This window comes from Pseudomonas sp. WS 5532, from assembly GCF_012985445.1.
In the GTDB taxonomy this organism is placed as follows: domain Bacteria; phylum Pseudomonadota; class Gammaproteobacteria; order Pseudomonadales; family Pseudomonadaceae; genus Aquipseudomonas; species Aquipseudomonas edaphica.
In genome coordinates, this window is sequence record NZ_JAAQWK010000008.1 from 173,254 (window position 1) to 198,113 (window position 24,860).

Consider the following 24,860-nt stretch of genomic DNA (forward strand, 5'->3'; position numbering starts at 1 on the left):
CCCTTGCAGGAGCAATTTAATGAGCAAACCCGATAACAACCCAGCCACGCCGGAAAACGAGCCGTCGCGGATTCGTGAAGGTTTGCCCTTCCCTCTAGGCGCCACCTGGGATGGCCTGGGTGTCAACTTTGCGCTGTTCTCAGCCAATGCCACCAAGGTCGAGCTGTGCCTGTTCGATGATACCGGCGAGGTCGAGCTTGAACGTATCGAACTGCCCGAATACACCGACGAAATCTTCCACGGCTACCTGCCCGACGCCCATCCCGGGCTGATTTACGGCTACCGCGTGTACGGTGCGTATGACCCGGCCAATGGTCACCGCTTCAACCACAACAAATTGCTGATCGACCCGTATGCCAAACAGCTGGTGGGTGAACTCAAATGGTCCGAGGCACTGTTCGGCTACACCATCGGCCACCCGGACGACGACCTCAGTTTTGACGAGCGCGACAGCGCGCCCTTTGTGCCCAAGTGCAAGGTCATCGACCCTGCGCACACCTGGGGCAACGACCAGCCGGTACGGGTGCCATGGGACCGCACGATCATCTACGAAACCCACCTGCGCGGCATCAGCATGCGCCACCCTTCGGTGGGCGAGTCAGTGCGCGGCACCTGTGCCGGGCTGATGGAAGATGACGTGCTCAAGCATATTCGCCAGCTCGGCGTATCGTCCGTCGAGCTGCTGCCGGTGCATGCCTTCGTCAACGACCAGCACCTGCTGCAAAAAGGCATGACCAACTATTGGGGCTACAACAGCATCGCGTTCTTTGCGCCTGACCCGCGTTACCTGGCCAGCGGCAAGATCGCCGAGTTCAAGGAGATGGTCGCGCACCTGCATGAGCAGAAGCTCGAGGTGATCCTTGATGTGGTCTACAACCATACCGCCGAGGGCAACGAGCGCGGCCCTACCCTGTCGATGCGCGGCATCGACAACGCCTCGTACTACCGGCTGATGCCCGACGACAAGCGCTTCTACATCAACGATTCCGGCACCGGCAATACCCTGGACTTGAGCCACCCCTGCGTGCTGCAAATGGTCACCGACTCCCTGCGCTACTGGGCCACCGAAATGCACGTGGACGGCTTCCGCTTTGACCTGGCGACCATTCTGGGGCGCTACCGCGACGGTTTCGACGAGCGCCACAGCTTCCTTGTGGCCTGCCGCCAGGACCCGGTGCTGCGCCAGCTGAAAATGATTGCCGAACCCTGGGACTGTGGCCCCGGCGGCTACCAAGTGGGCAACTTCCCACCCGGCTGGGTGGAATGGAACGACCGCTTCCGCGACACCGTGCGCGCCTTCTGGAAAGGCGATGACGGCCAGTTGGCGGACTTTGCCGGGCGCATGACCGCCTCGGGCGAGATGTTCAACCACCGTGGGCGCAGGCCTTACAGTTCGGTGAACTTCATCACTGCCCACGATGGTTTCACCCTGCACGATCTGGTGTCGTACAACGACAAGCACAACGAGGCCAACGACGAAAACAACCAGGACGGCAGCAACAACAACCTGTCCTGGAACCACGGCGTCGAAGGCCCCACCGAAGACCCGGAAATCAACACCCTGCGCCTGCGCCAGATGCGCAATTTCTTCGCCACGCTGCTGCTGGCCCAAGGCACACCGATGATCGTGGCCGGTGACGAGTTCGCGCGCACCCAGCACGGCAACAACAATGCCTATTGCCAGGACAGCGAGATCGGCTGGGTTAACTGGGACCTGGACGACGACGGCAAGGCACTGCTCAAGTTCGTCAAACGCCTGATCAAATTGCGCCTGGCCTACCCGATTCTGCGCCGTGGGCGTTTCCTGGTGGGCGACTACAACGAAGATCTCGGCGTAAAAGACGTCACCTGGCTGGCGCCGGATGGCAACGAGATGAGCACCGAACAGTGGCAAGACAGCCATGGCCGCTGCCTGGGCATGCTGATGGATGGCCGCGCCCAGGAAACCGGGATTCGTCGCGCTGGGGGTGATGCGACCCTGTTGCTGGTGGTCAATGCCCACCACGACATGGTGAATTTCCGCCTGCCGCCGGTGCCCCAGGGTGAATTCTGGACCTGCATGCTCGATACCAACGCCCCCGCAGTGCGCGGTCAGGAGCGTTTTGACTTCGAGCACGAGTACGCGGTGACCGGACGCTCACTGCTGCTGTTCGAATTGCAACGCGACGACGAGGTGTGAGATGGCTCTGCATGGATTCCTTCAAGGCAACCGCAGCTACGCCGACACGCAGGCGCTGGGCGTTGCACTGAAGAAGCTTCAGGAAGAAGGCCTGGACCAACTGCCATTGCCCGGCAGCGGCCAGACGTTGGAACGCTTCAGCCGGCTGGCGCAGGTGGCAGGTCATGACCTGCGCCTGTGCAAGCTGTTCGAAGGCCACACCGATGCCCTGGCGATCATCGCCGAGCTCGACAGCCCCTTGCCGCCCGTGGGCAGTGTTTGGGGCATGTGGGCCGCCGAACCGCCGACGGCCAAGGTACGCGTGCGCCGCGACGGCCAGCGCTTGATCGTCGATGGGCGTAAAGCCTGGTGTTCCGGTGCAGCGGTGGTCAGCCATGGTTTGCTGACCGCCTGGGACGAAGACGACAGCCAACAGTTGGTGGCGGTCGAGATGGACCAGCCCGGCGTCACCGTCACCCACGAAGGCTGGAAAGCCGTGGGCATGGCGGCCACCGGCAGTGTCGAAATCATCTTTGATGAGGCCCGCGGCATCGCGGTTGGCGAGCCGGGCGACTACCTGTCACGGCCTGGCTTCTGGCACGGCGGCGTCGGTATCGCCGCGTGCTGGTATGGCGGTGCGCAACGTCTGGCTGAGGTGCTGCGTGCGCATTGCAGCCAGCGTCCCGAACAGCATGCGCTGGCGCACTTGGGCGCGGTCGACAGCGTGCTCAACAGCGCCGCCTGTGTACTGCGCGACGGTGCTGAGCAGATTGACCGCCACCCTCGCGCCAATGCGCGGCAACTGGCCCAACAGGCACGGGCGTGCGTCGAGGATACCGTCGAGCAGGTCATTCATCACGTCGGGCGCGCGGTGGGTGCCGGGCCTTACTGCAAAGATCCGCATTTCGCCCAATTGATGGCGGACTTACCCGTATATGTACGTCAAAGCCACGCCGAGCGTGACCTGGCGGCGCTGGGAAAGCTGGTTGCGGACGACCCCACAGGTAGGTGGCTGTTATGAAACTCAACCCGATCGTTGGCCAGGGCACGCCGTTGCATCAATGGCAGGGTTCAGCCCATATGGCCCAATTGCCGCAAATCAGTGTCGAGCAGTTGGTGCCTGCGGGGCATCGCGCCGTTATTATTGCTCCGCACCCGGACGACGAAGTGCTGGGCTGCGGCGGCCTGCTGCAAGGCCTGGCCTTGCTGGACCGGCAGATCCAACTGATTTCCGTCACCGACGGCAGCGCCAGCCACCCAGGCTCCAGGCGCTGGCCGGTCGAGCGCTTGAGCATCGTGCGCCCGCAGGAGTCGGCCCAGGCCCTGCACCGTCTCGGCCTGCCATTGCACAGTTTGCAGTGGCTGCGCGCAGGCTTTGCCGACAGCCAGGTGGCGGCCCGTGAAGATGAGTTGAGCGCGTTCATAGAGCGGTATCTCAAGCCCACCGATGTGGTGTTCACCACCTGGCGCGAAGACGGGCATTGCGACCATGAAGCCGTTGGCCGCGCCAGCGCCAAAGCGGCGCAGGCGGTAGGTGCGACCCTGTACGAACTGCCCGTTTGGACCTGGCATTGGGCAACGCCCGAAGACAGCCAGGTGCCATGGCAACGAGCGCGCAAAATCGTGCTGACACCTGAAGCGGTGGCGCGCAAACGGCATGCCATTCACGCCTTTGCCAGCCAACTTGAAGGCGACCCGCAAGTGGGTCTGGCACCGGTGCTGGCACCCTATGTGGTGGAGCGTTTGCTGCAACCTTTTGAAGTGGTGTTTGTATGAGTGTGGCCACACCCTATTTTGATCAACTGTTCGCCGGTAATGACGACCCTTGGGCCTTTCGCCAGCGCTGGTACGAACAGCGTAAACGCGCACTCACCCTGGCGGTGCTGACACGGCCCCGCTATCGCTCGATTTTTGAACCCGGCTGCGCCAACGGCGAGCTGAGTGCCGAATTGGCGCCGCGCTGCGAGCGCCTGGTGTGTTGCGACACGGCCGCCGCTGCCGTGGCGCTGGCGCAAACCCGATTGCGGGGGTTCAGCCACGCCCAGGTTCATCAAAGCCGTTTGCCTGAGGAATGGCCGCCCGGCCAGTTCGAACTGATTGTGTTGAGCGAACTCTGCTACTACCTCGATGCCGAGGATTTACAGCGCTTGATCGACTGTGCCCTCAACGCACTGACCGACAACGGCCAACTGCTCGCGTGCCACTGGCGCCCGCGCATCGATGGCTGCCCGCAAACGGCCGAACAGGTGCACGAAATGCTCGCGCAACGCCTGGGCATGGCCCACCTCGTCCAGCATCACGACAGTGACTTTCTACTCGACCTGTGGAGCCGTGACGGCACCTCGGTCGCCACCCATGAGGGCTTGCGATGATCGGCATTCTGATCCCGGTGCATAACGAAGAAGCGCTGCTGGGCGAGTGCCTCAAAGCCGCGATGATTGCCGCCAGCCACCCTGATTTGCTGGGTGAGCCTGTGCAGATCCTGGCCGTGCTCGACAGCTGCAGCGATGGCAGTGCGGCGATTGCCCAGGCGTATCCGGTGCAGTGTTTACACGTGCAGGCACGTAACGTCGGGCAGGTGCGCGGAGTGGGTGCGCGGCACTTGTTAAACCAGGGCGCGCGCTGGATTTCGTGCACCGACGCCGACAGCCGTGTCGCCCCCGACTGGTTGGTGGCGCAACTGGCCTTGGGCGCCGATGCTGTGTGCGGCACAGTGACGGTGGACGACTGGAGCGAAGGCTTCTGCGTGGCAGCCCAAATCCGCTACACCCAAGCCTATGAGGCTCGCGACGGCCATCGCCATATTCACGGTGCCAACCTGGGCGTGAGTGCCGGGGCGTATGTGCAGTCCGGCGGATTCGAACCGTTGGCCTGCCACGAAGATGTGCAACTGGTGCGCAACCTGGAGCGCTGCGGCGCTTCAATCGCCTGGAGTCATACGCCACAGGTAATTACCAGCGCACGCCTGGACTGCCGTGCCCAAGGCGGTTTTGGTGATTACTTGAAGAGTTTGATGCAGGCCACCTGAATATTTCGACCCTGCACGATGTAAAAACGCCGAATCCTTGACTATGCTGAAATCGCCTTGCTGGTCATCCAGGGTTGGATGGCCGCAGTTCATCGCAGCGGAGCCTGTGCTGAGTACAAAAGCGTCGTCCCGTCAACGGGGTACGACCCGGCATCATTCGACAAGGACGTGACACCGATGAAATCTGCCTCATTAAGTGAGGGCCGTCGCGGCCCTGCGCAAATCTGGAACAGTGCGCCACAGTTGGCGCAAATCCCCTTTATCAAGCCCTCCTCCCTGGTGCCACGCGGCGCGCGCGTGGTGGTCATCGCGCCTCACCCCGGCGATGAGGTGTTGGCGTGTGGCGGATTATTGCAACTGCTCAGCACCCTCGACCACCCACTGCAACTGATCTCGATCACCGATGGCAGCGCCAGCCACCCAGGCTCGAATGCCTGGCCGGCAAGCCGCCTGAGTGTGATCCGCCCGCAGGAAAGCGCTGAAGCGCTGCGGCGCCTGGGGATGCCGCTGCACAGCCTTAAGTGGATTCGCGGCGGCTTTTGCGACGACGCCCTGGCCGCCCGCGAGCAGCCCATGAGCCAGTTCATTGCGCGCTATCTGCAACCGGGCGACGTGGTGTTTACCACTTGGCGCCACGACGGCAAGGACGACCATGACGCCGTCGGCCGAGCCAGCGCCAAAGCCTGCCAGCTCACCGGCGCGCGCCTGTATGAACTGCCGATATGGGCCTGGCATTGGCCGCTGCGTGAAGGCTCGGTGATCCCCTGGCATCGCGCGCGCAAGGTGCGCCTGGACAGTTGGAGCGTTGCGCGCAAGCTTCACGCCGCCCATGCGTATGCCAGCCAATTGGTCGGCGACCCGGAGATCGGCCTGGCGCCCATGCTTGCCCAGGAGTTGCTGGAGCGGATGCGTGAGCCCTATGAGATCGTGTTTGCCTAGGCCAGCACTCGCCTGTACCTGTCAGTTCTCACAGTAGCACCCGGCTCACTCTGCGACTAAGGTGCAAAAAGCCTGCACAGCTTGATGTGCAGTCGAGAAAGCCATGCCAACCCCTTGCATTCGCCGGTGTTTTCGTAGAACAGGCAACCCGTCGTGCCTGCTCCGTATCGCGCTCTACCTTCCCATGGCTTGAACCGCACCTGATTGCTCAGGTGCGGGAACTTCCTTCGGACAAGGAGCCGTCATGCGCACACTGCCAGTTTTTCTGACTTACCTGGGTATCACGTTGATGGCGGTGTGGCCGCTGCCGTCGCTTGGCGCCTGCACGATCAACATTACCGCCGGCAATGACACCTCGACCTGCAACAGCGGCGCCGCGCCGGGCTTTACCGACACCGCCGGCAACAACACGCTGAACCTCAGCGGCAGCGGCTCCCTCAACGGTGATGTCACCTTGGGGGCCGGCAACGATCTGGTTGACATCAACGGTGCGACAGCGGCAATCAATGGGATGCTGCACCAGGGCGACGGTGCGAATACGTTTCGTCTGACGCTGGGCGCGGTCACGGGGTCCATTACCCAGGGCGATGGTGTGGATCTGGTGCAGATCAACGGTGGGCACGCGGGGGCGATCATCCAGGGCGGGGGCATTGACAGTTTTGTCATGCGCGATGGCACTGTCGAGTCACTGGCCCAAGGCGACGGCCATGACACATTCGTTATGAGTGGTGGCACCATCAAGGGCGCCTTTGAAGACGGCGATCAAGCATTGATGACCGGCGGCACCATCGGCCGGGTCGACATGAAACTCGATAACAACGTCTTCGATATGCGCGGCGGCACCATCGTCGGCAACCTTGTCACAGGGCTTGGCAGGGACACCATTCTCGTCTCGGGCACCAGCACCATCGGCGGCAACATCAGCACCAGCGCCGGCGTGGATTTGATCCAGGTCAGCGGTGGCAGGGTCAACGGCCAAATCCTCACGAGCTTCGGCGCCGATCAGTTCATTTGGACCGACGGGGGAACAATCAACGGGGCAATTCTCATGGGTGCCGATGATGATTCTGCCCTGCTGAAAAACCTCCGCGAAACCTTGCTGGCCGCCACCCCCCAACTGGACGGCGGCGCGGGTAACGACACCCTCACCTTTGACGCAACGCAAACCAGCGTCCCGAGCCGCTACACCGGCTGGGAGCGGGTGTCTATGGTCAATGGGTCGGCCCTGACACTCGGTGGCACATTCGTATTGGGAGGCAGCGATACCGGTACCGGCGCAATGAGCATTGATGCAACGAGCAGATTGATCGTCACAACGGGCACTCTCGCGCCCTTCACGTCCGGACAATTGGCAACCTTGAACAACGCCGGTCTGATCGATATGAGTACCGACAGTTCCAGCACGACCGACAGCTTGACGGTCAACGGCAATTACATCGGCACGGGCGGTCGGCTGGCGCTGCAAACGATGTTGGGCGCGGATAACTCACCCAGCGACAAACTGGTGGTCAGCCAAGGCACCCTGCTGGGCGCCACGGCGATCAGCATCACCAACCTGGGCGGTGCAGGTGCGCTGACCGTGAAGGATGGCATTGAGGTGGTACAGGCAACCCAGGGCGCAACCAGCAGCGTCGGTGCGTTCTCGCTGGCTGGCCCCGTGTCTGCTGGTGCGTTTGACTATCACTTGTTCAGAGGGGGCGTGACCGCGGGTACGGAACAGAATTACTACCTGCGCTCCACCGTGCCGGCGCAGCCCACGCCGGATGCGGTGATTACCCCGCCCACCCCAGCGCCTGGCACCCCAGCATTGCCGCCCAATCCAGGCAACACCGCAATCCCCCTTTACCGCGCCGAAGTGCCGGTGTACGCCGTGCTGTTTCAAGCTGCCGAGCAAATCGTGCAAGGCATGCTGGGGACTTACCACGAGCGCGTGGGCGATCAGCGCCAGCAGCAACAAACCGGGGTATTCCCCACGGGTTGGGCCAGGGTGTACGGCGGCAACAGTCGCCAGAGTTTCGCGGGAACGGTCAGCCCGACACTGGACAGTTCGCTGTCGGCCTTCCAGGTGGGCAGCGACCTGTACGCCACCACCACGGACAGCGGCCAGACTCACCGGCTTGGCTTCTTTGTGGGCCACAGCCGCCTGCAAGGCGACGTCAAGGGTTTCAACGCTGGCTTCCAAGACAAGGACGCAGGCCGCCTGACCTTGCGCGGCGACAGCCTGGGCGCCTACTGGACACTGATCGGCGCCAACCGCGCCTATCTGGACCTGGTGGTAATGGGCACCCGCTTCACCGGCAACAACGAGTCCGACCGGGGCATCAAGATGAAAACCAAAGGCAGCAATGCATTGGCGTCCGCCGAAGCGGGCTGGCCTTTTACTGTGAGTGCCCAATGGAAACTGGAGCCACAAGCCCAGCTCATCGTCGACCGCACGCGGCTGGACAGCCAGAACGACCGAATCTCCGCCGTCTCCTACGACGCTGACACGCATGTCACCACCCGCCTGGGTGCCCGCTTGCGTGGCAGCTATGAGGTGAGTGGTATGCCCCTGCAGCCATACGTGCGTGCCAACGTCTGGCATGCCCGCGCCGGCACCAACACCGTAAGGTTCGATGATGCTACCGACATAAACACCGAGCAAAAGTCGACCACGCTGGACCTCAACGTCGGCGCCACCTTGACCGTTGCCCAAGGCATCAGCCTGTACGGCCAACTGGGCTACAACCGCAACCTGGACAGCAATGCCCTCAACGGCCGCCAAGGCACGCTGGGGCTTCGAATGGATTTCTGATCCGCGTATGTGTATCGCACTGTATCCAGGGCCCGTTGCGATACACAACGTTTAACCCATGGCACTTGCTGAAACACAGCCGATACAGCACGACGTTCAACTGAGCACCCGGCACACATCAAGCCCCAGGAGGCTCGCCATGCACGCTCAGTTGAAACGCCACCCACTTTTCCTGGCTTTTGCCCTGTTGCCATTCGTGGCCATGGGCATGGCCCATGCCGAGATGCCCGAACCGCAAACCCCGGCACCGCAGCATCAATCGGCGTTCGGGACGCTCAAGCACATCAAGGCCGGCCTGCTGGACGTGGCCTACGCCGAGGTCGGCCCGGCCAATGGCCAAGTGGTGATCCTGTTGCATGGCTGGCCCTACGATATCGACAGCTACGCCAACGTCGCACCGCTGTTGGCCGCCAAGGGCTACCGCGTGTTGGTCCCCTATGCGCGGGGTTATGGCGACACGCGTTTTCTGTCGGATAAAACCTTGCGTAACGGTGAACCGGCGGCGCTGGCTCAGGACGTGATCGATTTCATGGATGCGCTGAAGATCAATCAAGCGGTGCTGGGCGGTTACGACTGGGGCGCGCGCTCAGCAGATATCGTCTCGGCGCTGTGGCCGGAACGGGTCAAGGCATTGGTGTCAGTCAGTGGCTACCTGATCGGCAACCAGGCCGCCGGTAAGAACCCGCTGCCACCCAAAGCTGAGTTGCAGTGGTGGTACCAGTTCTACTTCGCCACCGAACGCGGCGCCGCCGGCTACCAGAAAAACACCCACGATTTCGCCAAGCTGATCTGGCAGACCGCCTCGCCGAAGTGGGCCTTTGACGAGGCCACCTTCGAACGCAGCGCCAAAGGCCTGGACAACCCCGATCACGTGGCCATCACCGTCTTCAACTACCGCTGGCGCCTGGGCCTGGTACAGGGCGAAGCGCAATACGCTGCCCTGGAGCAAACACTTGCGCAGTCGCCGAGCATTGGCGTGCCGACTATCACGCTTGAAGGCGACGCCAACGGTGCGCCGCATCCATTACCCGAGGACTACGCCAAACGCTTTACCGGCAAGTACCAGTTCCGTCTGGTGAGCGGCGGCATCGGCCATAACCTGCCGCAAGAAGCGCCGGCGGCGTTTGCCAAGGCCATAGTGGACGCCGATCACCTGTGAAGCGACGTGAACTGCGTAGCAGCCGTGCCTAAAGTCGCCCAAAGGAATGCCGATACGCTTCTGGCGCCGCCCTTTGGCGTTCCTTTTGCGAGCCGTCATGGCACGCCGCATGCTTTGTTCCTGGCTCGACCACATGGAGTAAGAGTGAATGCCCGAACGCGCCCGCTTCCTGGAGCACTACCGCAAAGCCGACCGCATCATGCTGGCGTTGATCTGGCTGATGTTTTTATTCTCCCTGGGCCTGGCCTTCTGGCACGACACCTGGCTGCAAGCGGTGATCGTCGGCGGCGGCGCCAGCGTGGTGCTCACCCTGCTCTATCGCGCCCTCGGTGGCACCCGTTTGATGCGTTGTTTGCTGGGCGCCGGCCTGATGGTCATGGCGGCGCTGCAGATTAACCAGGCGCAGGGCTTGATCGAAGCGCACTTCGGTATCTTTGCGCTGCTGGCGGTGCTGACGTTTTACCGCGACTGGCTGCCGATCCTCGTCGCGGCGGTGACCATCGCCGTCCACCACGTGGTGTTTCACGCGTTGCAACATCAGGGTTTCCCGGTATTTGTAATGGACCATCATGGCGGTTGGAACATGGTGTTCGTGCACGCCTTCTACGTTGTGATGGAGACGGTCGCCTTGCTCTACCTCGCCATTCATAGCCAGGCCGAGGCGGTCGAAAGCCAGGAGATGCTGGAAAAAATGCTCGCCGTGACCTCCCAGCTCACCGTTGAAACCGCCCAGGGTGAAGGCAAGGTGCATGTGTCCCTGGCCAAGCGTTTCGACCACTTCCTGCAGCAGATCACCCACCTGATCGATGGCGTGACCCGTGACTCCCACGGTCTCGGCCAACTCGGCCAGGCATTGGCCAGCGCCAGCGGCACCCTGGAAACCGGCGCACGCCATCAGTTGACGGAAATCAACCAGATGACCGGCTCCATGCAGCGCATGGAAGACGCCACGGCCCATATCACCCAGCACGTCGAACACGCGGTGGAACACGCAGGCCAGGCCCGCGAACAGATCGTGCGCGGCCAGCAAAGCGTCGGCCGTGCCCAACATGAAATCACCCAACTGGCCTCACGCATCGACGGCACCAACCACACCGTACAAGGCCTGGCCACCCAGGCCGAGCAGATCGGCTCGGTACTCGAAGTGATCAGCAGCATCGCCAACCAGACCAACCTGCTGGCGCTCAACGCCGCCATCGAAGCCGCCCGCGCCGGCGAGCAAGGCCGGGGTTTTGCGGTGGTCGCCGATGAGGTCCGCAGCCTGGCGCAACGCACTGCCGTCTCCACCCAGGAAATCAAACAGATCATCGAAGGCCTGCAACACGGCAGCCGCCAGGCCGTCGAGGCAATGCACGACAGCCAGGCAGGTGTAGCGCGTTGTGTGGAGGACAGCCAACTGGCGGTGGACATGTTGCAGGCCGTGGGCGCCGACATCGCGCATATCGACGAGCTGAACGGGCGAATCGTGATGACCACCCGCGAACAAACCTCGGCCAACCTGGAGATCGTCGGGCGCCTGCAGTCCGTGCAGAACATTGCACAAAACACCGCGGATGATGTGGAAACCCTCGCGCGCAGCAGTGAGCAGTTGCCGCCGATTGCGGTAAGGCTGGATGCGTTGGGGCGCAGGTTTCACCCCTGAAAAACGCCTCAACGTGAGGATGGCTCAGCCTGGCAAAATCCCCAGGTTTTTAGCCCGCATGCGCGCCAAGGCATACACGGTGCGCGTGCGAGGTATCGGTGCCCCGATGCGATCAGCCACTGAAACAAGCGTGCCAAGGATGGCCTCGATCTCCACCGGTTTGTGCCCCTCAACGTCTTGCAGCATCGAGGTTTTCACCTTGCCGAGCTTGCGGGTGATCGCAATGCGTTGCGCGGAATCAATCTGGGGCGCGATGCCCAGTGTGCGTCCCAAATCCAGCAACTCATCCATCATGCCGATGAACAGTGCGTGCAGGAATGGGTCGTCGATCAACTCATCGGTTGCGCAGCCCACCAACAGGCTGACCGGGTTGAAGCAGGCATTGCCCAGCAGCTTCAACCATATTTCTTCGCGCACATTGGCGTGGGCGTGGGCATCAAAACCTGCCTCACGAAAAGCCTCGGTGGTTGCATCTACGCGCGCGCTATTACCACCGGCCGGCTCACCGAACACCATTCGGCTTCCGGACATGTGCTTGATCACACCGGGACTCAGCACGGTACATGAGGCAAATACAACGCAACCGACAACGGCTGCAACGGGCACAGCCTTTTCTATCACGCCACCGGGGTCGACAGCCTCAAGACGCATACCCGCCAAAGCGCCTGCCGACTGCAGGAAATACCACCAGGGTAAGCCGTTGAGTGCAGGAATAACCAGGGTTTGCGGGCCAATCAATGCCTTGGCCTGTTCCACCACACTGGGCAATGCCGGCGCCTTGACGGCAAATATGACCATCTCCTGAATGCCAAGCTCTTCAGGTGCGCAGGTCGCTTTCAGTGGGGCAACCAACACCTCATCGCCCGTGTGCAGCTTCAGCCCATGCTCGCCAATGGCGGCGAGTGTTTCGCCACGCGCGATCACGCTGACGTCGTGGCCGGCGGCGAACAATTTGCACGCTAGGAAACCACCGATTGCTCCAGCACCTACGACCGTGACGCGCATGGGTAAACCTCACTGAGGGAGTGGAACAGAATACTGGCTAAACAGGCCGGAACAAGCCCGTCTCATTGAAAAACAGCCGCACTTGGCTCAAACCCATCAGCCAAGGCAAACATAGCCTCTGTGGCGAGCGGGCTTGCCCCGCGCTGGGTGGCGAAGCCACCCCACTTCAGGCAACGCGGTTAGTCAGTTAGCAAGGCAGGGGCTGCTACGCAGCCCAACGCAGGGCAAGCCTGCTCGCCACAGGTTACTTTTGCAGCGCATCCAGCTTGCGTTTCAGTCGCCTCAGGTTGCTGTTGACGATCAGCTTGTGCGCCGGCCCAACCGGCAACATGTACAGACGCCCAAAGGTGTTATGGGTGAGCACCGATGAGGTGATCGTAAACACCCGCTCACTGATCGACAGGCAAATCATCACATCCAGGTGCCGGTCGCGCTCGGTCAGCACCAACACGTCCGGGGCGCTGTGTTCTACCAGGAAAAAATCCAGTCGCTCGCCCGCTTGTACGCTGATTCGCGGCGAGCCCGAGAACCCACCGATGCGTTTCACACCGAACAACGAAGAAATCCGGTCGCGGATTCGAAAGGCCAACCGCATGAACATGCCAGGTTCGGCGGTCATGATGTTCCACGCCGCCAGTGCAGTGATATCAACGGGCAACACAACCGACCTGCGGTCGTAGTAATCAAGCGCTGTCGGTGCACCCAGCGTGTGAACAATGTTCGTGGTAACCAACTGATTTTCTCCCTGAAAAACGCGGTTTGTGATGAAACAGGGCGATGCCTGAAGGGCGCAGGTTATTTTGCACCGCAACTCAAGTAAAGCGCGGGACAGGCTGGGTATCGTGGTAAGCCAAGATAAACCTGACCTCACGGGCTGCCTTCTTGATTGTGCCCCACGCGCGTTGGGGTTCACGTGCTAATTGCTCAAGCGCCTCAACTGCATTTATCCTCAACGCTTCCATCCGCCCCCACCCAGAGCCGCCATGGACCTCGCCACCCTCGCCCTATTCTTGCCCGCCTGCTTCGCCCTGAACATGGCGCCCGGCCCCAACAACCTGCTGTCCGTGAGCAACTCCACGCACTATGGCTATCGCACTTCTTGCCTTGCGGGTATTGGCCGTTTGCTGGCCTTTGCCGGCATGATCGCCCTCGCCTCTGCCGGCTTGGCGGTGGTGCTGCAGACTTCGGAGCTGTTGTTCTACGGGATCAAGATTCTCGGTGCGGCGTATCTGTTTTATCTGGCGTTCCAGTTGTGGCGGGCTAATCCGCAGAAAGAAGCTGAATCAGCCACGCACAAAGTGGGATTGTGGGCCTTGGCACGTCAGGAGTTCCTGGTGGCGGCTGGCAACCCGAAAGCCATCCTGATCTTCACCGCGTTCCTCCCGCAATTCGTGGTACCCGGCCAACCGATCACCCCCCAATTCGCGCTGCTGGGTGGGATGTTCCTGGGTTTAGAATGGATAGCGATCAGCGCCTATGCCTACATGGGCACGCACATGCGCCGCTGGTTTGCCGAACCCAGCGGCAAGCGCCTATTCAATCGCTGCTGTGCCGGGTTGTTGTCGGCGGCGGCGACGGTGTTGTTGATGGCGCGCAGGGCGTGAGGACAAGCCTGCGCACTCAACGAACAGGGAAAACGCGACATGACCCGAATCGAACTCGCCGACTTTTACCAAGGCTACATCGACTGCCTCAACCGCCAGGACTGGGAGCACCTGGGCCACTTCGTCCACCCGCAGGTGACCTACAACGCCACCACCGTCGGCCTGGCAGGCTACCGCGCGATGCTGGAACGCGACTTTCGTGAGATCCCGGACCTGGTGTTTCGCATCCAGCTGCTGGTAGCCGACCCGCCTACCATCGCCAGCCGGTTGAATTTCAACGTCAGCCCCAAAGGTGAGTTCTTCGAGCTGCCGATCAACGGCAGGACCGTGGCCTTCGATGAAAACGTATTCTACGAGTGCTGCGACGGGAAAATTGCGCAGGTCTGGTCGGTCATCGACAAAGCCGCGATAGCCCAACAGCTGACACCCGATAAACCTTGCTCGACCGTCTAGACTCTCTACACCCAACCACCCCGTGGAGACCCAAGATGAACAAAAACACCCTCTGCCTCTGGTACAACGGCACCGCCCTGGAGGCGGCCACTTTCTACGCCCGGACGTTTCCGAACAGCGCTGTGACGGCCGTGCATCACGCCCCTGGCGACTTTCCGGCGGGCAAGCAAGGCGATGTGTTAACCGTCGACTTCAGCGTGCTGGGCATTCCCTGCCTGGGCCTGAATGGTGGCCCGGCGTTCCCGCACAGCGAGGCGTTTTCGTTTCAGGTGGCGACGGACGACCAGGCCGAAACCGACCGCTATTGGAATGCCATTATCGACAACGGCGGCCAGGCCAGCGCTTGCGGCTGGTGCAAGGACAAATGGGGCGTGTCCTGGCAGATCACCCCGCGCGTCTTGTCTGCGGCGGTGACGCATGCCGACCCGGCCATCGCCAAGCGTGCGTTCGATGCGATGATGACCATGACCAAGATCGACGTGGCCGCCATCGAAGCTGCGATAGCTGGGCGTTGAACGCAACACAGACCAGTGTGGGAGCGGGCTTGCTCGCGAATGCAATCTTTCAGACAGGCAGATATTGACTGACCCACCGCTTTCGCGAGCAAGCCCGCTCCCACACCCGCCCGCAGTCTGGCATTCTTGCGGCCTCAGTCGTCGAACACGAGTCTCAGGCCCATGAACCATGGCGTAAAACTTGAACCGCGCACCATCCCGGTCCCAAGCTCGATCAGCGCCCCAGCCCAGGCGACACTCCAGCGCCTGGTCGGGGCTGATGGCGTGCCGTTGAACGCACTGCACAGCATGCCCGCGCCGCACGACCACGATGGCTGGCGCCAGCTGCAAGCCGTCGTCGACCAGAACTACACCAGCGCCAATGCCGGACAGGCGGACGGCCTGCGCGCCAGCCTGCACACCATCACAGTAGAAAGCGCCACCGTGCACGTGGCCACACCGCCGGGCTACACGCCCTTTGCCTACATCGATCTGCACGGCGGCGCACTGGTGTTCGGTGGCGGCGAAAACTGCCGTATTGCCGCCGGCAAGCAGGCCGACCTGCACAACCTGATGTGCTACGGCATTGATTACCGCATGCCGCCTGATCACCCGTACCCGGCGGCGCTGGATGACTGCGTGGCCACCTACCGCCATGTACTCAAGCACCATGCGCCTGAGCACATCGTGATTGGCGGCCGTTCGGCAGGCGGTAACCTGGCGGCGGCAATGGTCTTGCGCGCCCGTGACGAAGGGTTGCCAATGCCAGCGGCGCTGGTGCTGCTCTCGCCGGAGGTCGACCTGACCGAATCCGGCGATAGTTTCCATGTCAACCGAGACGTCGACGTGGTTCTGCCCATGCCGCTGATGAGCACCAACCTGCTGTATGCCAACGGCGCGGATTTGTCCCACCCGTACCTGTCGCCCCTGTTTGGTGATTTGGCCGGCTTCCCGCCGACCTTCCTGCAAAGCGGTACACGGGATCTGTTCCTGTCCAACACCGTGCGCATGCACCGCGCCTTGCGCCAGGCGCAGGTGCCGGCGCTGCTGCATGTGTTCGAGGCCATGCCCCATGGCGGCTTCATGGGCGCACCGGAAGATGCGGAACTGGCAGCCGAGGTCGCCGCATTTGTGCGCGAGCACCTTCGGCGGAGTTGACATATTCAGTCACATCCCCTGAAGATGGAGATCTTATTCAGGGTGTGCCAGCGCATGTCAGCAACGTCTTTCGTTAACCTTTGTGCCATTGGCTTGATTGCCAAGGCGCAAGGTTGCGTGGCGCACGCCCTAAAATCGAAGAAACAGTCGCTCATGTGACCGGGGCGCGCTGTCCCGTCAGATGAGCTGACAGGACATTGAGCGCGGCGGCCCCCTCCTCCTCCTTCTGCACAATCCCTCTGCCCTTCTGACGGTGACTTTAGCGGTCAACCATCAGGAGAAAGTGCATGTCATCGTTTCAAGGTATCTGGGTTCCCATAGTCACGCCGTTTCAGGATGGCGCCATCGACTTTATCGGCCTGCACCGGCTGGTCGGTCACCTGCTGGAAAAACACGTCGCCGGGATCATGGTCTGCACCACCACGGGCGAAGCCGCGTCGTTGAGCCGTCAGGAGCAGCTCGCCGTGCTCGATGCCGTGCTGCAATGGGTGCCCGCGCAGCAGGTGGTGATGGGCCTGGCGGGCAACAACCAGATAGAACTGCTGCACTTTCAAAGCGAAATTCTCAAGCGCCCGGTAGCCGGTCTGCTGGTGCCCGCGCCCAGCTATATCCGCCCTTCCCAGGCTGGCCTTGAGGCGTTTTTCCGCACGTTGGCGGATGCCTCCAGCGTGCCGATTGTGCTCTACGACATTCCCTACCGCACCGGCGTGACCTTTGAGCAGGCCACGTTGTTGAGCATCGTCAAACACCCGCGAATCAGCGCGATCAAAGATTGTGGCGGCAACCTGGCCAATACCCTGGCGTTGCTGGCCAGTGGTGACGTGAATGTGTTGTGCGGCGAAGACGTCCAGATTTTTAACGCGCTGTGCCTGGGCGCCAGTGGCGCGATTGCGGCCTCGGCGCATCTGCATACCGAGGCCTTTGTGGCGCTGTGCCAGCAAGTACGCGATAACCAATTGGCCGAGGCCAGGACGACGTTTTTCACGTTATTGCCGCTGATCAACACGATGTTCATAGAGCCCAACCCGGCGCCGGTGAAGGCTGGGTTGGCGTTGCAGGGCTTGATCGGCAGCGAACTGCGCGCGCCGATGCAAGCTGCCAGTGCGCGCGTACAACAGGCGTTGGGCGCGCTGCTGTAAACGCCCTGTCGGGTTCATGCGCCAAAAAAAGACATCCAACGGACCGCCCGGTTGCGACCGGCGCGATCCCGGCCTATGTTCCAAGGCACGCCTTTACTTTGCTGCACCACCTCTGTCTGCTCGCAACCAAGGTGAATTCATGCCCAGCCTCCCACGTCCCGCCGTGCTCGAACTGATCGGCAACACGCCGCTGGTCAAGGTCAGCCGTTTCGATACTGGCCCTTGCACGCTGTTTCTCAAGTTGGAATCGCAAAACCCCGGTGGCTCGATCAAGGACCGTATCGGCCTGGCCATGATCGACGCCGCCGAACGTGACGGCCGCCTGCAACCAGGCGGCACCATTATCGAAGCCACCGCCGGCAACACCGGCCTGGGCCTGGCGCTGGTCGGCCGGGCCAAAGGCTACCGTGTGGTGCTGGTGGTGCCCGACAAGATGTCGACTGAAAAGGTCTTGCACCTCAAGGCCATGGGCGCCGAAGTACACATCACCCGTTCCGATGTCGGCAAGGGCCATCCCGAGTACTACCAGGATGTGGCCGCGCGCCTGGCCAAAGACATTCCCGGTTCATTCTTCGCCGACCAGTTCAACAACCCCGCCAACCCGCTGGCCCACGAAACCAGCACCGCCCCGGAAATCTGGGCGCAAACCCAGCATGATCTGGACGCGATTGTGGTCGGTGTCGGCTCGGCCGGCACCCTCACCGGGCTTACGCGCTTCTTCAAACGCGTGCAGCCCGAACTGGAAATGGTGCTGGCCGACCCGGTGGGCTCGGTGATGGCCGAATACAGCCGCAGCGGCAACATGGAAACGCCCGGCTCCTGGGCCGTGGAAGGCATCGGCGAAGACTTTATCCCCTCGATTGCCGACCTCTCCAGTGTGCGCCATGCCTACTCCATCAGCGATGAAGAAAGCTTCGACCACGCCCGTCAGTTACTCAAGGCCGAAGGCATCCTCGGCGGCTCATCCACCGGCACCCTGCTTGCCGCCGCACTGCGTTACTGCCGCGAACAAACCGAGCCAAAACGTGTGGTCACCTTCGTCTGCGACACCGGTACGCGCTACTTGTCCAAGGTCTACAACGACCAATGGATGAACGACGCGGGCCTGTTGCAATACAAACACTACGGCGACCTGCGCGACCTGATCGCGCGGCGCTTCGAAGACGGCCGGGTGATCAGCGTGAGCCCCGACGACAGCTTGCTCACCGCCTTCCAGCGCATGCGCCTGGCGGATGTCTCGCAGCTACCGGTGCTGGTGGACGGCCGTGAATTGGTCGGCGTCATCGACGAATCCGACATCCTGCTGGGCCTGCATCAGGACGCCACACACTTTTCCATGGTGGTGGCAGACGCCATGAGCAAAACCTTGCAAACCCTGGCCCCCAGCGCCAGCCTGGCCCAATTGCAGGCGGAACTGGATCGCGGCCTGGTCGCGATTATTGCCGACACATCCGGCTTCCATGGCCTGATCACCCGCGTCGACCTGCTTAACCACCTACGGAGATCCCTTGCATGAGCCTGCCCGATAAAAGCGCGTTTGCCACCCGTGTGATCCACGCCGGGCAATCCCCCGACCCAACCACGGGCGCGCTGATGCCGCCGATCTACGCCAACTCCACCTATTTGCAAGACAGCCCCGGCGTACACAAGGGGTTTGATTACGGGCGCTCCCACAACCCCACGCGGTTTGCCCTCGAGCGCTGCGTGGCCGACCTGGAGGGCGGCAGTGCGGCGTTTGCGTTTGCTTCGGGGCTGGCGGCGATTTCCACTGTGCTGGAACTGCTGGATGCCGGTGCGCATATTGTCTCCGGCAACGACCTGTATGGCGGCACGTTCCGGCTGTTCGACAAGGTGCGTCAACGCAGTGCCGGGCACCGTTTCAGCTTTGTCGATTTAAGCGACCTGTCGGCCTTTGAAGCCTCACTGCAGAGCGACACACGCATGGTCTGGGTCGAGACCCCGAGCAACCCGCTGCTGAGCCTCACCGACCTCAGCGCCATTGCGCGTATCTGTCGCGATCGCGGCATCATCTGCGTGGCCGATAACACCTTCGCCAGCCCATGGATCCAGCGCCCACTGGAGCTGGGCTTCGACATCGTGGTGCACTCCACCACCAAATACCTCAACGGCCACTCCGACGTGATCGGCGGTATCGCCATCGTCGGCCACAACCCGGAACTCGCCGAGCGCCTGGGCTTTTTGCAAAACTCGGTCGGCGCGATTGCCGGCCCGTTCGATGCGTTCCTGACCCTGCGCGGGGTAAAAACCCTGGCACTGCGCATGGAGCGCCATTGCAGCAACGCACTGGACCTGGCCACCTGGCTGGAACAGCAGCCGCAAGTGTCGCGGGTGTACTACCCAGGCCTGGCCTCGCACCCGCAGCACGCACTGGCGCGCAAGCAGATGCGCGGGTTTGGCGGGATGATTTCGGTGGATTTGAACAGTGACCTGGCGGGTGCCACACGTTTTCTGGAAAACGTGAAAATTTTCGCGTTGGCCGAAAGCCTCGGCGGCGTGGAAAGCCTGATCGAACACCCGGCGATCATGACCCATGCAAGCATTCCTGCGGCGACGCGGGCGCAGTTGGGGATCGGCGATGGGTTGGTGCGGTTGTCGGTGGGGGTTGAGGATGTGGAAGATTTGAGAGCCGATCTGGCTCAGGCGCTGGCCCTGATCTAGACGCCTGTGGGAGCTGGCTTGCCTGCGATACAGACACCTCGGTGTATCAGTTGCACCGCGGTGATGCTATCGCAGGCAAGCCAGCTCCCACACAAGCCAGCTTTCACAAGGGGGATTGTGTCAGGCTGAAGTGACGTTGGCCCGCGCCGAGTGCAGTTTTTTATAGCTCTCAATCAAGCGCAAATGCCGATCCAGGCCTTCCAGCTTCATGCTGGTCGGGGTCAAGCCATAAAACCGCACACTGCCATCGACCGAACCCATCACCGCATCCATCCGCTCGTTACCGAACATTCGGCGGAAGTTGGCCTCGTAATCGGCGAGGTCCAGGTCGTCGTCCAACTGCATCTCCAACACTGCGTTCACAGCCTGGTAGAACAGGCCGCGTTCAGCGGTGTTGTCGTTGTATTGCAGGAACATCTCCACGCACTCCTTGGCCTCCTCATATTGCTGCAAGGCCAGGAAGATCAGCAGTTTCAACTCCAGGATGGTCAACTGGCCCCACGCCGTGTTGTCGTCGAACTCAATGCCGATCAAGGTGGTGATGTCGGTGTAATCGTCCAGCTCGCTTTCGATCAGACGCTCGACCAACGCCTGCAGCGCCTCCTCATCAAGGCTGTGCAGGTTGAGGATATCGGCACGGAAAAACAGCGCCTTGTTGGTGTTGTCCCAGATCAGGTCGTCCACCGGGTAGATTTCCGAGTAGTCCGGCACCAGGATCCGGCAAGCCGTGGCGCCGAGGTGTTCGTACACCGCCATATAGGACTCTTTGCCCATGCCTTCGAGAATGCCGAACAGGGTGGCGGCTTCTTCGGCGTTGGAATTTTCACCTTCGCCCGAGAAGTCCCACTCGACGAACTCATAGTCCGACTGCGCACTGAAGAAGCGCCACGACACCACGCCGCTTGAGTCAATAAAGTGCTCGACAAAGTTGTTCGGCTCGGTCACCGCCTGCCCTTCAAAGGTCGGCTGCGGCAGGTCATTCAAACCTTCAAAACTGCGGCCCTGGAGCAGTTCGGTGAGGCTGCGTTCCAGCGCCACTTCCATGCTTGGGTGTGCGCCGAACGAGGCGAATACGCCGCCGGTGCGAGGGTTCATCAGGGTGACGCACATCACCGGGAACTCGCCGCCCAGGGATGCGTCCTTGACCAGCACCGGGAAGCCCTGGGCCTCCAGGCCTTCGATACCCGCGACAATGCCGGGGTATTTGGCCAGCACTTCTGCGGGCACGTCCGGCAAGGCGAACTCGCCTTCGATGATTTCGCGCTTCACGGCGCGCTCGAAGATCTCCGACAGGCACTGCACCTGGGCTTCAGCCAAGGTATTGCCCGCGCTCATGCCGTTGCTGAGGTAGAGGTTTTCGATCAGGTTGGACGGGAAATACACCACTTCGCCGTCGGACTGGCGCACGAACGGCAGCGCAACAATCCCGCGTTCTTCATTGCCCGAGTTGGTGTCGAACAGGTGCGAGCCACGCAGCTCGCCCTCACGGTTGTAGACCTTCAGGCAGTAGGCATCGAGGATTTCACTCGGCAGCTCGTCCTTGGGCCCAGGCTGGAACCAGCGTTCGTCCGGGTAATGCACGAACGGCGCGTTGGCCAGCTCCTCACCCCAGAACTGGTCGTTGTAGAAGAAGTTGCAGTTAAGCCGCTCGATAAACTCGCCCAGGGCAGACGCCAATGCGCCTTCCTTGGTTGCGCCCTTGCCGTTGGTGAAACACATCGGCGAGTGTGCGTCGCGGATATGCAACGACCACACGTTGGGCACGATATTGCGCCACGAGGCGATTTCAATCTTCATGCCCAGGCCGGCGAGAATGCCGGACATATTGGCGATGGTCTGCTCCAGCGGCAGGTCCTTGCCGGCGATGTAGGTGCCCGCCTCGGAGGTGGAATTGGGCATCAACAATGCCTGCGCATCCGCGTCGAGGTTTTCCACTTCCTCGATCACAAATTCCGGCCCGGCCTGCACGACTTTCTTCACGGTGCAGCGGTCGATGGAACGCAGGATGCCCTGGCGGTCCTTGTCGGAGATGTCCGCTGGCAACTCGACCTGGATCTTGAAGATCTGGTTGTAGCGGTTTTCCGGATCAACGATGTTGTTCTGTGACAGGCGAATATTCTCGGTGGGAATATTGCGTGTTGCGCAGTACAGCTTCACAAAGTACGCCGCGCACAACGCCGACGAAGCCAGGAAGTAATCGAACGGACCCGGGGCCGAACCGTCGCCTTTGTAGCGAATCGGCTGGTCGGCAATCACCGTGAAGTCATCGAACTTGGCTTCAAGCCGAAGGTTGTCGAGAAAGTTGACCTTAATTTCCATGCGGGCACACCAGAATAACGAGCTAAACAAATTGGCCGCCATTATGAAGATTTTCGCCGGGAAGTCTCAGGGTTTTGCGAATCGGCTGCCGATCGGTGCTAACGTCCACCCACCACACTTTGAGCCATCGGCCCATGTCCATTACCGATAACCTCCTCGCCTTTACCTTCGCCGCCACCCTGCTCACGCTCACGCCGGGGCTGGATACCGCGCTGGTGCTGCGCACCGCCACAGTCGAAGGCAAACGCCAGGCGCTGCACGCCACCTTCGGCATCAACGCCGGTTGCTTGCTGTGGGGCGCGGCCGTGGCGTTTGGCCTGGGCGCTTTGATTGCAGTGTCGGAGCTGGCGTACAACCTGCTCAAATATTGCGGCGCGGCTTATCTCGCGTGGCTGGGCCTGAACATGTTGGTGCGCCCACGCCGCTCACTGTCACCCGCCAAAGCCGAGGGCAAACCGGGCGGCAACTGGTTCCTCAAGGGCATGCTGGGCAATGTGCTGAATCCCAAAGTGGGCATCTTCTACGTGTCCTTCCTGCCGCAATTCATCCCCCAAGGCCAGCCGCTGATTGCCTGGACCTTTGGCCTGGTCAGCATTCATGTGCTGCTGGGCCTGCTGTGGTCACTGCTGCTGATTGGCGCCACCCGACCGCTGTCCGGTTTCCTGCGCAGGGAAAAGGTGATCCGGTGGATGGACCGCACCACCGGCATGATCTTCGTGTTGTTCGCCGCGCGCTTGGCATTGAGCAAGCGCTGAACCTTAGCCGAGGCGGATCGACAGTTCGATATCATCGGCAAACGGCACCGACAGATAGCCGTTCCCAGGTTCGCGCACGTGCGCCAGGTATTCAGGGCAGTAGTTGGTGTTGTCAGCCACCACCAGCGCGCCCGGCCGCAGGTGCTTCTCTACCAGGTTCAACACATCGCCATACAGCGACTTGGCGCCATCGAGCAGCAGCAGGTCGACCGTTTGCGGCAGGTTTGCAGCCAATGAGACCAGCGCGTCGCCTTCGCGCACCTCGATCAGGTCGCTGACGCCGCCTTCGATGAAATGTTCGCGCGCCAGGGCAATCTTTGACGGTTCGAATTCGCTGCCGATCAACACGCCGCCGCCGTTGTCGCGCAGCGCGGCAGCCAGGAACAAGGTGGACAACCCGAACGAGGTGCCGAACTCGACAATAGCTTTTGCATGGCTGCTGCGGGCCAGCATATAGAGCAGGTTGCCGGTGTCACGCGATACAGGCAGCCACAGATCCTTGAGCATCGTGTAAAGCTCAAGGTACTCGGTTTTGCTGTACATCAGGCGGTTGCGCTCTTGCGGCGATACAGTATCGATGAGCGGGCTGGTCGCCGCATTGGCTTGGGCGTAGAGGCGTTCGATCAGGGCTGCAAGAGGCGCGGTGGTCAGGGTGGTCATGATTGATTTCCGTCGAATGGGGACTAAGATGCGATTAATTCGTCGCATTAAAAGTATGCGAGTGATTCATCGCCTTCGCTATTCGCGTTCGCCCAGCGCTCGGAACCCGAAATGACCACCCGCCAGACGCCCCGTATTGCCTCGCGCAAACAGCCACAACAAGCACGCTCGACCGAGTTGGTGGCGGCGATTCTCGAAGCCGCTATTCAGGTTTTGGCCAAGGAAGGCGCTACGCGTTTCACCACCGCGCGGGTCGCGGAAAAAGCCGGCGTGAGTGTCGGTTCGGTGTATCAATATTTCCCCAACAAGGCCGCGATCCTGTTTCGATTGCAGAGCGATGAGTGGCAGCAGACCACCCAAATGCTGCGCGACATCCTCGAAAAAACCGAAATAGCGCCGCTGACCCGCCTGCGCACACTGGTGCATGCATTTATTCATTCCGAGTGCGAAGAGGCGCTGATGCGCGGTGCGCTCCACGACGCGGCGCCGCTGTACCGCGATGCACCGGAAGCCGTGCAAGTGCGCGCGGCCGGCCGGCAAGCCTTTGAGACCTTCATGCACGAGTTGCTGCCCGAGGTGCCCGACGCAACCCGCGCACTGGCGTGTGACCTGATCCGCAGCACGCTGGGTTGCGTGGGCAAGGACTTTTCCTTCAGCCCGCGCACCGCTGCCGAAATCGAGGTGTATGCCAATGGCATGGCCGCTATGTTCAGTGCTTATGTGAATACACTCAATCGGCCCTGATTGCTTACGAAGCCGTAGCGCAAGGTTCACACGGCGATTGAAGGCACCAGCGCTCGATGGGAGTATCGGCGACTGTGGGAGCTGGCTTGCCTGCGATGGCGGTGGGTCAGTAACAGATTTATGCACTGAT

General features: G+C 61.5%; 22 protein-coding genes. 18 read left to right on the top strand and 4 right to left on the bottom strand.

Features of this window, described 5'->3' with window-relative positions; all coding sequences use genetic code 11:
* Positions 1-19 precede the first annotated feature (19 nt).
* From glgX to HBO23_RS34065, 9 genes are all read left to right on the top strand, one after another.
* Positions 20-2,179: a glycogen debranching protein GlgX gene (glgX, locus tag HBO23_RS16015; protein WP_170037610.1), complete on the top strand. Its 2,160-nt coding sequence runs from the start codon at positions 20-22 to the stop codon at positions 2,177-2,179.
* Between the two features lies 1 nt (position 2,180).
* On the top strand, positions 2,181-3,179 hold the full coding sequence (locus tag HBO23_RS16020; RefSeq protein WP_170037613.1) for an acyl-CoA dehydrogenase family protein: 999 nt from the start codon (positions 2,181-2,183) through the stop codon (positions 3,177-3,179).
* Complete coding sequence (locus tag HBO23_RS16025) at positions 3,176-3,934, top strand: PIG-L family deacetylase (RefSeq protein ID WP_099549663.1); 759 nt, start codon at positions 3,176-3,178, stop codon at positions 3,932-3,934. Before HBO23_RS16020 ends, HBO23_RS16025 begins: the two co-directional genes overlap by 4 nt.
* Positions 3,931-4,530: an SAM-dependent methyltransferase gene (locus HBO23_RS16030; protein WP_099549662.1), complete on the top strand. Its 600-nt coding sequence runs from the start codon at positions 3,931-3,933 to the stop codon at positions 4,528-4,530. The genes HBO23_RS16025 and HBO23_RS16030 overlap by 4 nt, the downstream gene beginning before the upstream one ends.
* Positions 4,527-5,186 (top strand): glycosyltransferase family 2 protein, encoded by a 660-nt coding sequence (locus HBO23_RS16035; RefSeq protein WP_170037617.1) that lies wholly within the window; start codon positions 4,527-4,529, stop codon positions 5,184-5,186. The genes HBO23_RS16030 and HBO23_RS16035 overlap by 4 nt, the downstream gene beginning before the upstream one ends.
* 177 nt (positions 5,187-5,363) lie before the next feature.
* The gene (locus tag HBO23_RS16040; RefSeq protein ID WP_017138922.1) at positions 5,364-6,125 is read left to right on the top strand and encodes a PIG-L family deacetylase; all 762 of its coding nucleotides are present in this window, start codon (positions 5,364-5,366) and stop codon (positions 6,123-6,125) included.
* A gap of 244 nt (positions 6,126-6,369) precedes the next feature.
* Complete coding sequence (locus HBO23_RS16045; protein WP_170037620.1) at positions 6,370-8,919, top strand: autotransporter outer membrane beta-barrel domain-containing protein; 2,550 nt, start codon at positions 6,370-6,372, stop codon at positions 8,917-8,919.
* Positions 8,920-9,058: 139 nt separating this feature from the next.
* Positions 9,059-10,078: an alpha/beta hydrolase gene (locus HBO23_RS16050; RefSeq protein WP_170037623.1), complete on the top strand. Its 1,020-nt coding sequence runs from the start codon at positions 9,059-9,061 to the stop codon at positions 10,076-10,078.
* Between the two features lie 148 nt (positions 10,079-10,226).
* The gene (locus HBO23_RS34065; protein WP_170037626.1) at positions 10,227-11,720 is read left to right on the top strand and encodes a methyl-accepting chemotaxis protein; all 1,494 of its coding nucleotides are present in this window, start codon (positions 10,227-10,229) and stop codon (positions 11,718-11,720) included.
* Between the two features lie 24 nt (positions 11,721-11,744).
* On the opposite strand, the gene HBO23_RS16060 is transcribed toward HBO23_RS34065, so the two are convergent.
* Positions 11,745-12,725 (bottom strand): 2-dehydropantoate 2-reductase, encoded by a 981-nt coding sequence (locus HBO23_RS16060; RefSeq protein WP_099549658.1) that lies wholly within the window; start codon positions 12,723-12,725, stop codon positions 11,745-11,747.
* A 244-nt stretch (positions 12,726-12,969) separates the two neighbouring features.
* Positions 12,970-13,458: a DUF2867 domain-containing protein gene (locus HBO23_RS16065; RefSeq protein ID WP_170037629.1), complete on the bottom strand. Its 489-nt coding sequence runs from the start codon at positions 13,456-13,458 to the stop codon at positions 12,970-12,972.
* 250 nt (positions 13,459-13,708) lie between these two features.
* On the opposite strand from HBO23_RS16065, the gene HBO23_RS16070 reads away from it, so the two are divergent.
* From HBO23_RS16070 to HBO23_RS16100, 7 genes are all read left to right on the top strand, one after another.
* On the top strand, positions 13,709-14,329 hold the full coding sequence (locus tag HBO23_RS16070) for a LysE family translocator (RefSeq protein WP_170037632.1): 621 nt from the start codon (positions 13,709-13,711) through the stop codon (positions 14,327-14,329).
* Positions 14,330-14,368: 39 nt separating this feature from the next.
* Entirely contained in the window at positions 14,369-14,782 is a 414-nt protein-coding gene (locus HBO23_RS16075) for an ester cyclase (protein WP_170037635.1), read from the top strand.
* A gap of 35 nt (positions 14,783-14,817) precedes the next feature.
* Entirely contained in the window at positions 14,818-15,297 is a 480-nt protein-coding gene (locus HBO23_RS16080) for a VOC family protein (protein ID WP_017138934.1), read from the top strand.
* Between the two features lie 162 nt (positions 15,298-15,459).
* On the top strand, positions 15,460-16,434 hold the full coding sequence (locus tag HBO23_RS16085) for an alpha/beta hydrolase (RefSeq protein ID WP_170037638.1): 975 nt from the start codon (positions 15,460-15,462) through the stop codon (positions 16,432-16,434).
* A gap of 287 nt (positions 16,435-16,721) precedes the next feature.
* Entirely contained in the window at positions 16,722-17,573 is an 852-nt protein-coding gene (gene dapA, locus HBO23_RS16090; RefSeq protein ID WP_170037641.1) for a 4-hydroxy-tetrahydrodipicolinate synthase, read from the top strand.
* A gap of 139 nt (positions 17,574-17,712) precedes the next feature.
* The gene (locus HBO23_RS16095; protein WP_170037644.1) at positions 17,713-19,089 is read left to right on the top strand and encodes a cystathionine beta-synthase; all 1,377 of its coding nucleotides are present in this window, start codon (positions 17,713-17,715) and stop codon (positions 19,087-19,089) included.
* Entirely contained in the window at positions 19,086-20,252 is a 1,167-nt protein-coding gene (locus HBO23_RS16100) for a cystathionine gamma-synthase (RefSeq protein WP_099549649.1), read from the top strand. Before HBO23_RS16095 ends, HBO23_RS16100 begins: the two co-directional genes overlap by 4 nt.
* Before the next feature lie 120 nt (positions 20,253-20,372).
* Here HBO23_RS16100 and HBO23_RS16105 read toward each other — a convergent pair whose 3' ends face one another.
* Positions 20,373-22,571: an OsmC domain/YcaO domain-containing protein gene (locus HBO23_RS16105; RefSeq protein WP_169986243.1), complete on the bottom strand. Its 2,199-nt coding sequence runs from the start codon at positions 22,569-22,571 to the stop codon at positions 20,373-20,375.
* 134 nt (positions 22,572-22,705) lie between these two features.
* Between HBO23_RS16105 and HBO23_RS16110 the strand changes: the two genes are divergently transcribed.
* Positions 22,706-23,326 carry a LysE family translocator gene (locus HBO23_RS16110; protein ID WP_017138939.1) on the top strand — a complete coding sequence of 207 codons (621 nt, stop codon included), beginning with the start codon at positions 22,706-22,708 and terminating at the stop codon, positions 23,324-23,326.
* 3 nt (positions 23,327-23,329) lie between these two features.
* On the opposite strand, the gene HBO23_RS16115 is transcribed toward HBO23_RS16110, so the two are convergent.
* Positions 23,330-23,986: a class I SAM-dependent methyltransferase gene (locus tag HBO23_RS16115; RefSeq protein ID WP_170037647.1), complete on the bottom strand. Its 657-nt coding sequence runs from the start codon at positions 23,984-23,986 to the stop codon at positions 23,330-23,332.
* A gap of 111 nt (positions 23,987-24,097) precedes the next feature.
* Between HBO23_RS16115 and HBO23_RS16120 the strand changes: the two genes are divergently transcribed.
* Positions 24,098-24,730 carry a TetR family transcriptional regulator gene (locus HBO23_RS16120; RefSeq protein ID WP_170037650.1) on the top strand — a complete coding sequence of 211 codons (633 nt, stop codon included), beginning with the start codon at positions 24,098-24,100 and terminating at the stop codon, positions 24,728-24,730.
* Positions 24,731-24,860 lie beyond the last annotated feature (130 nt).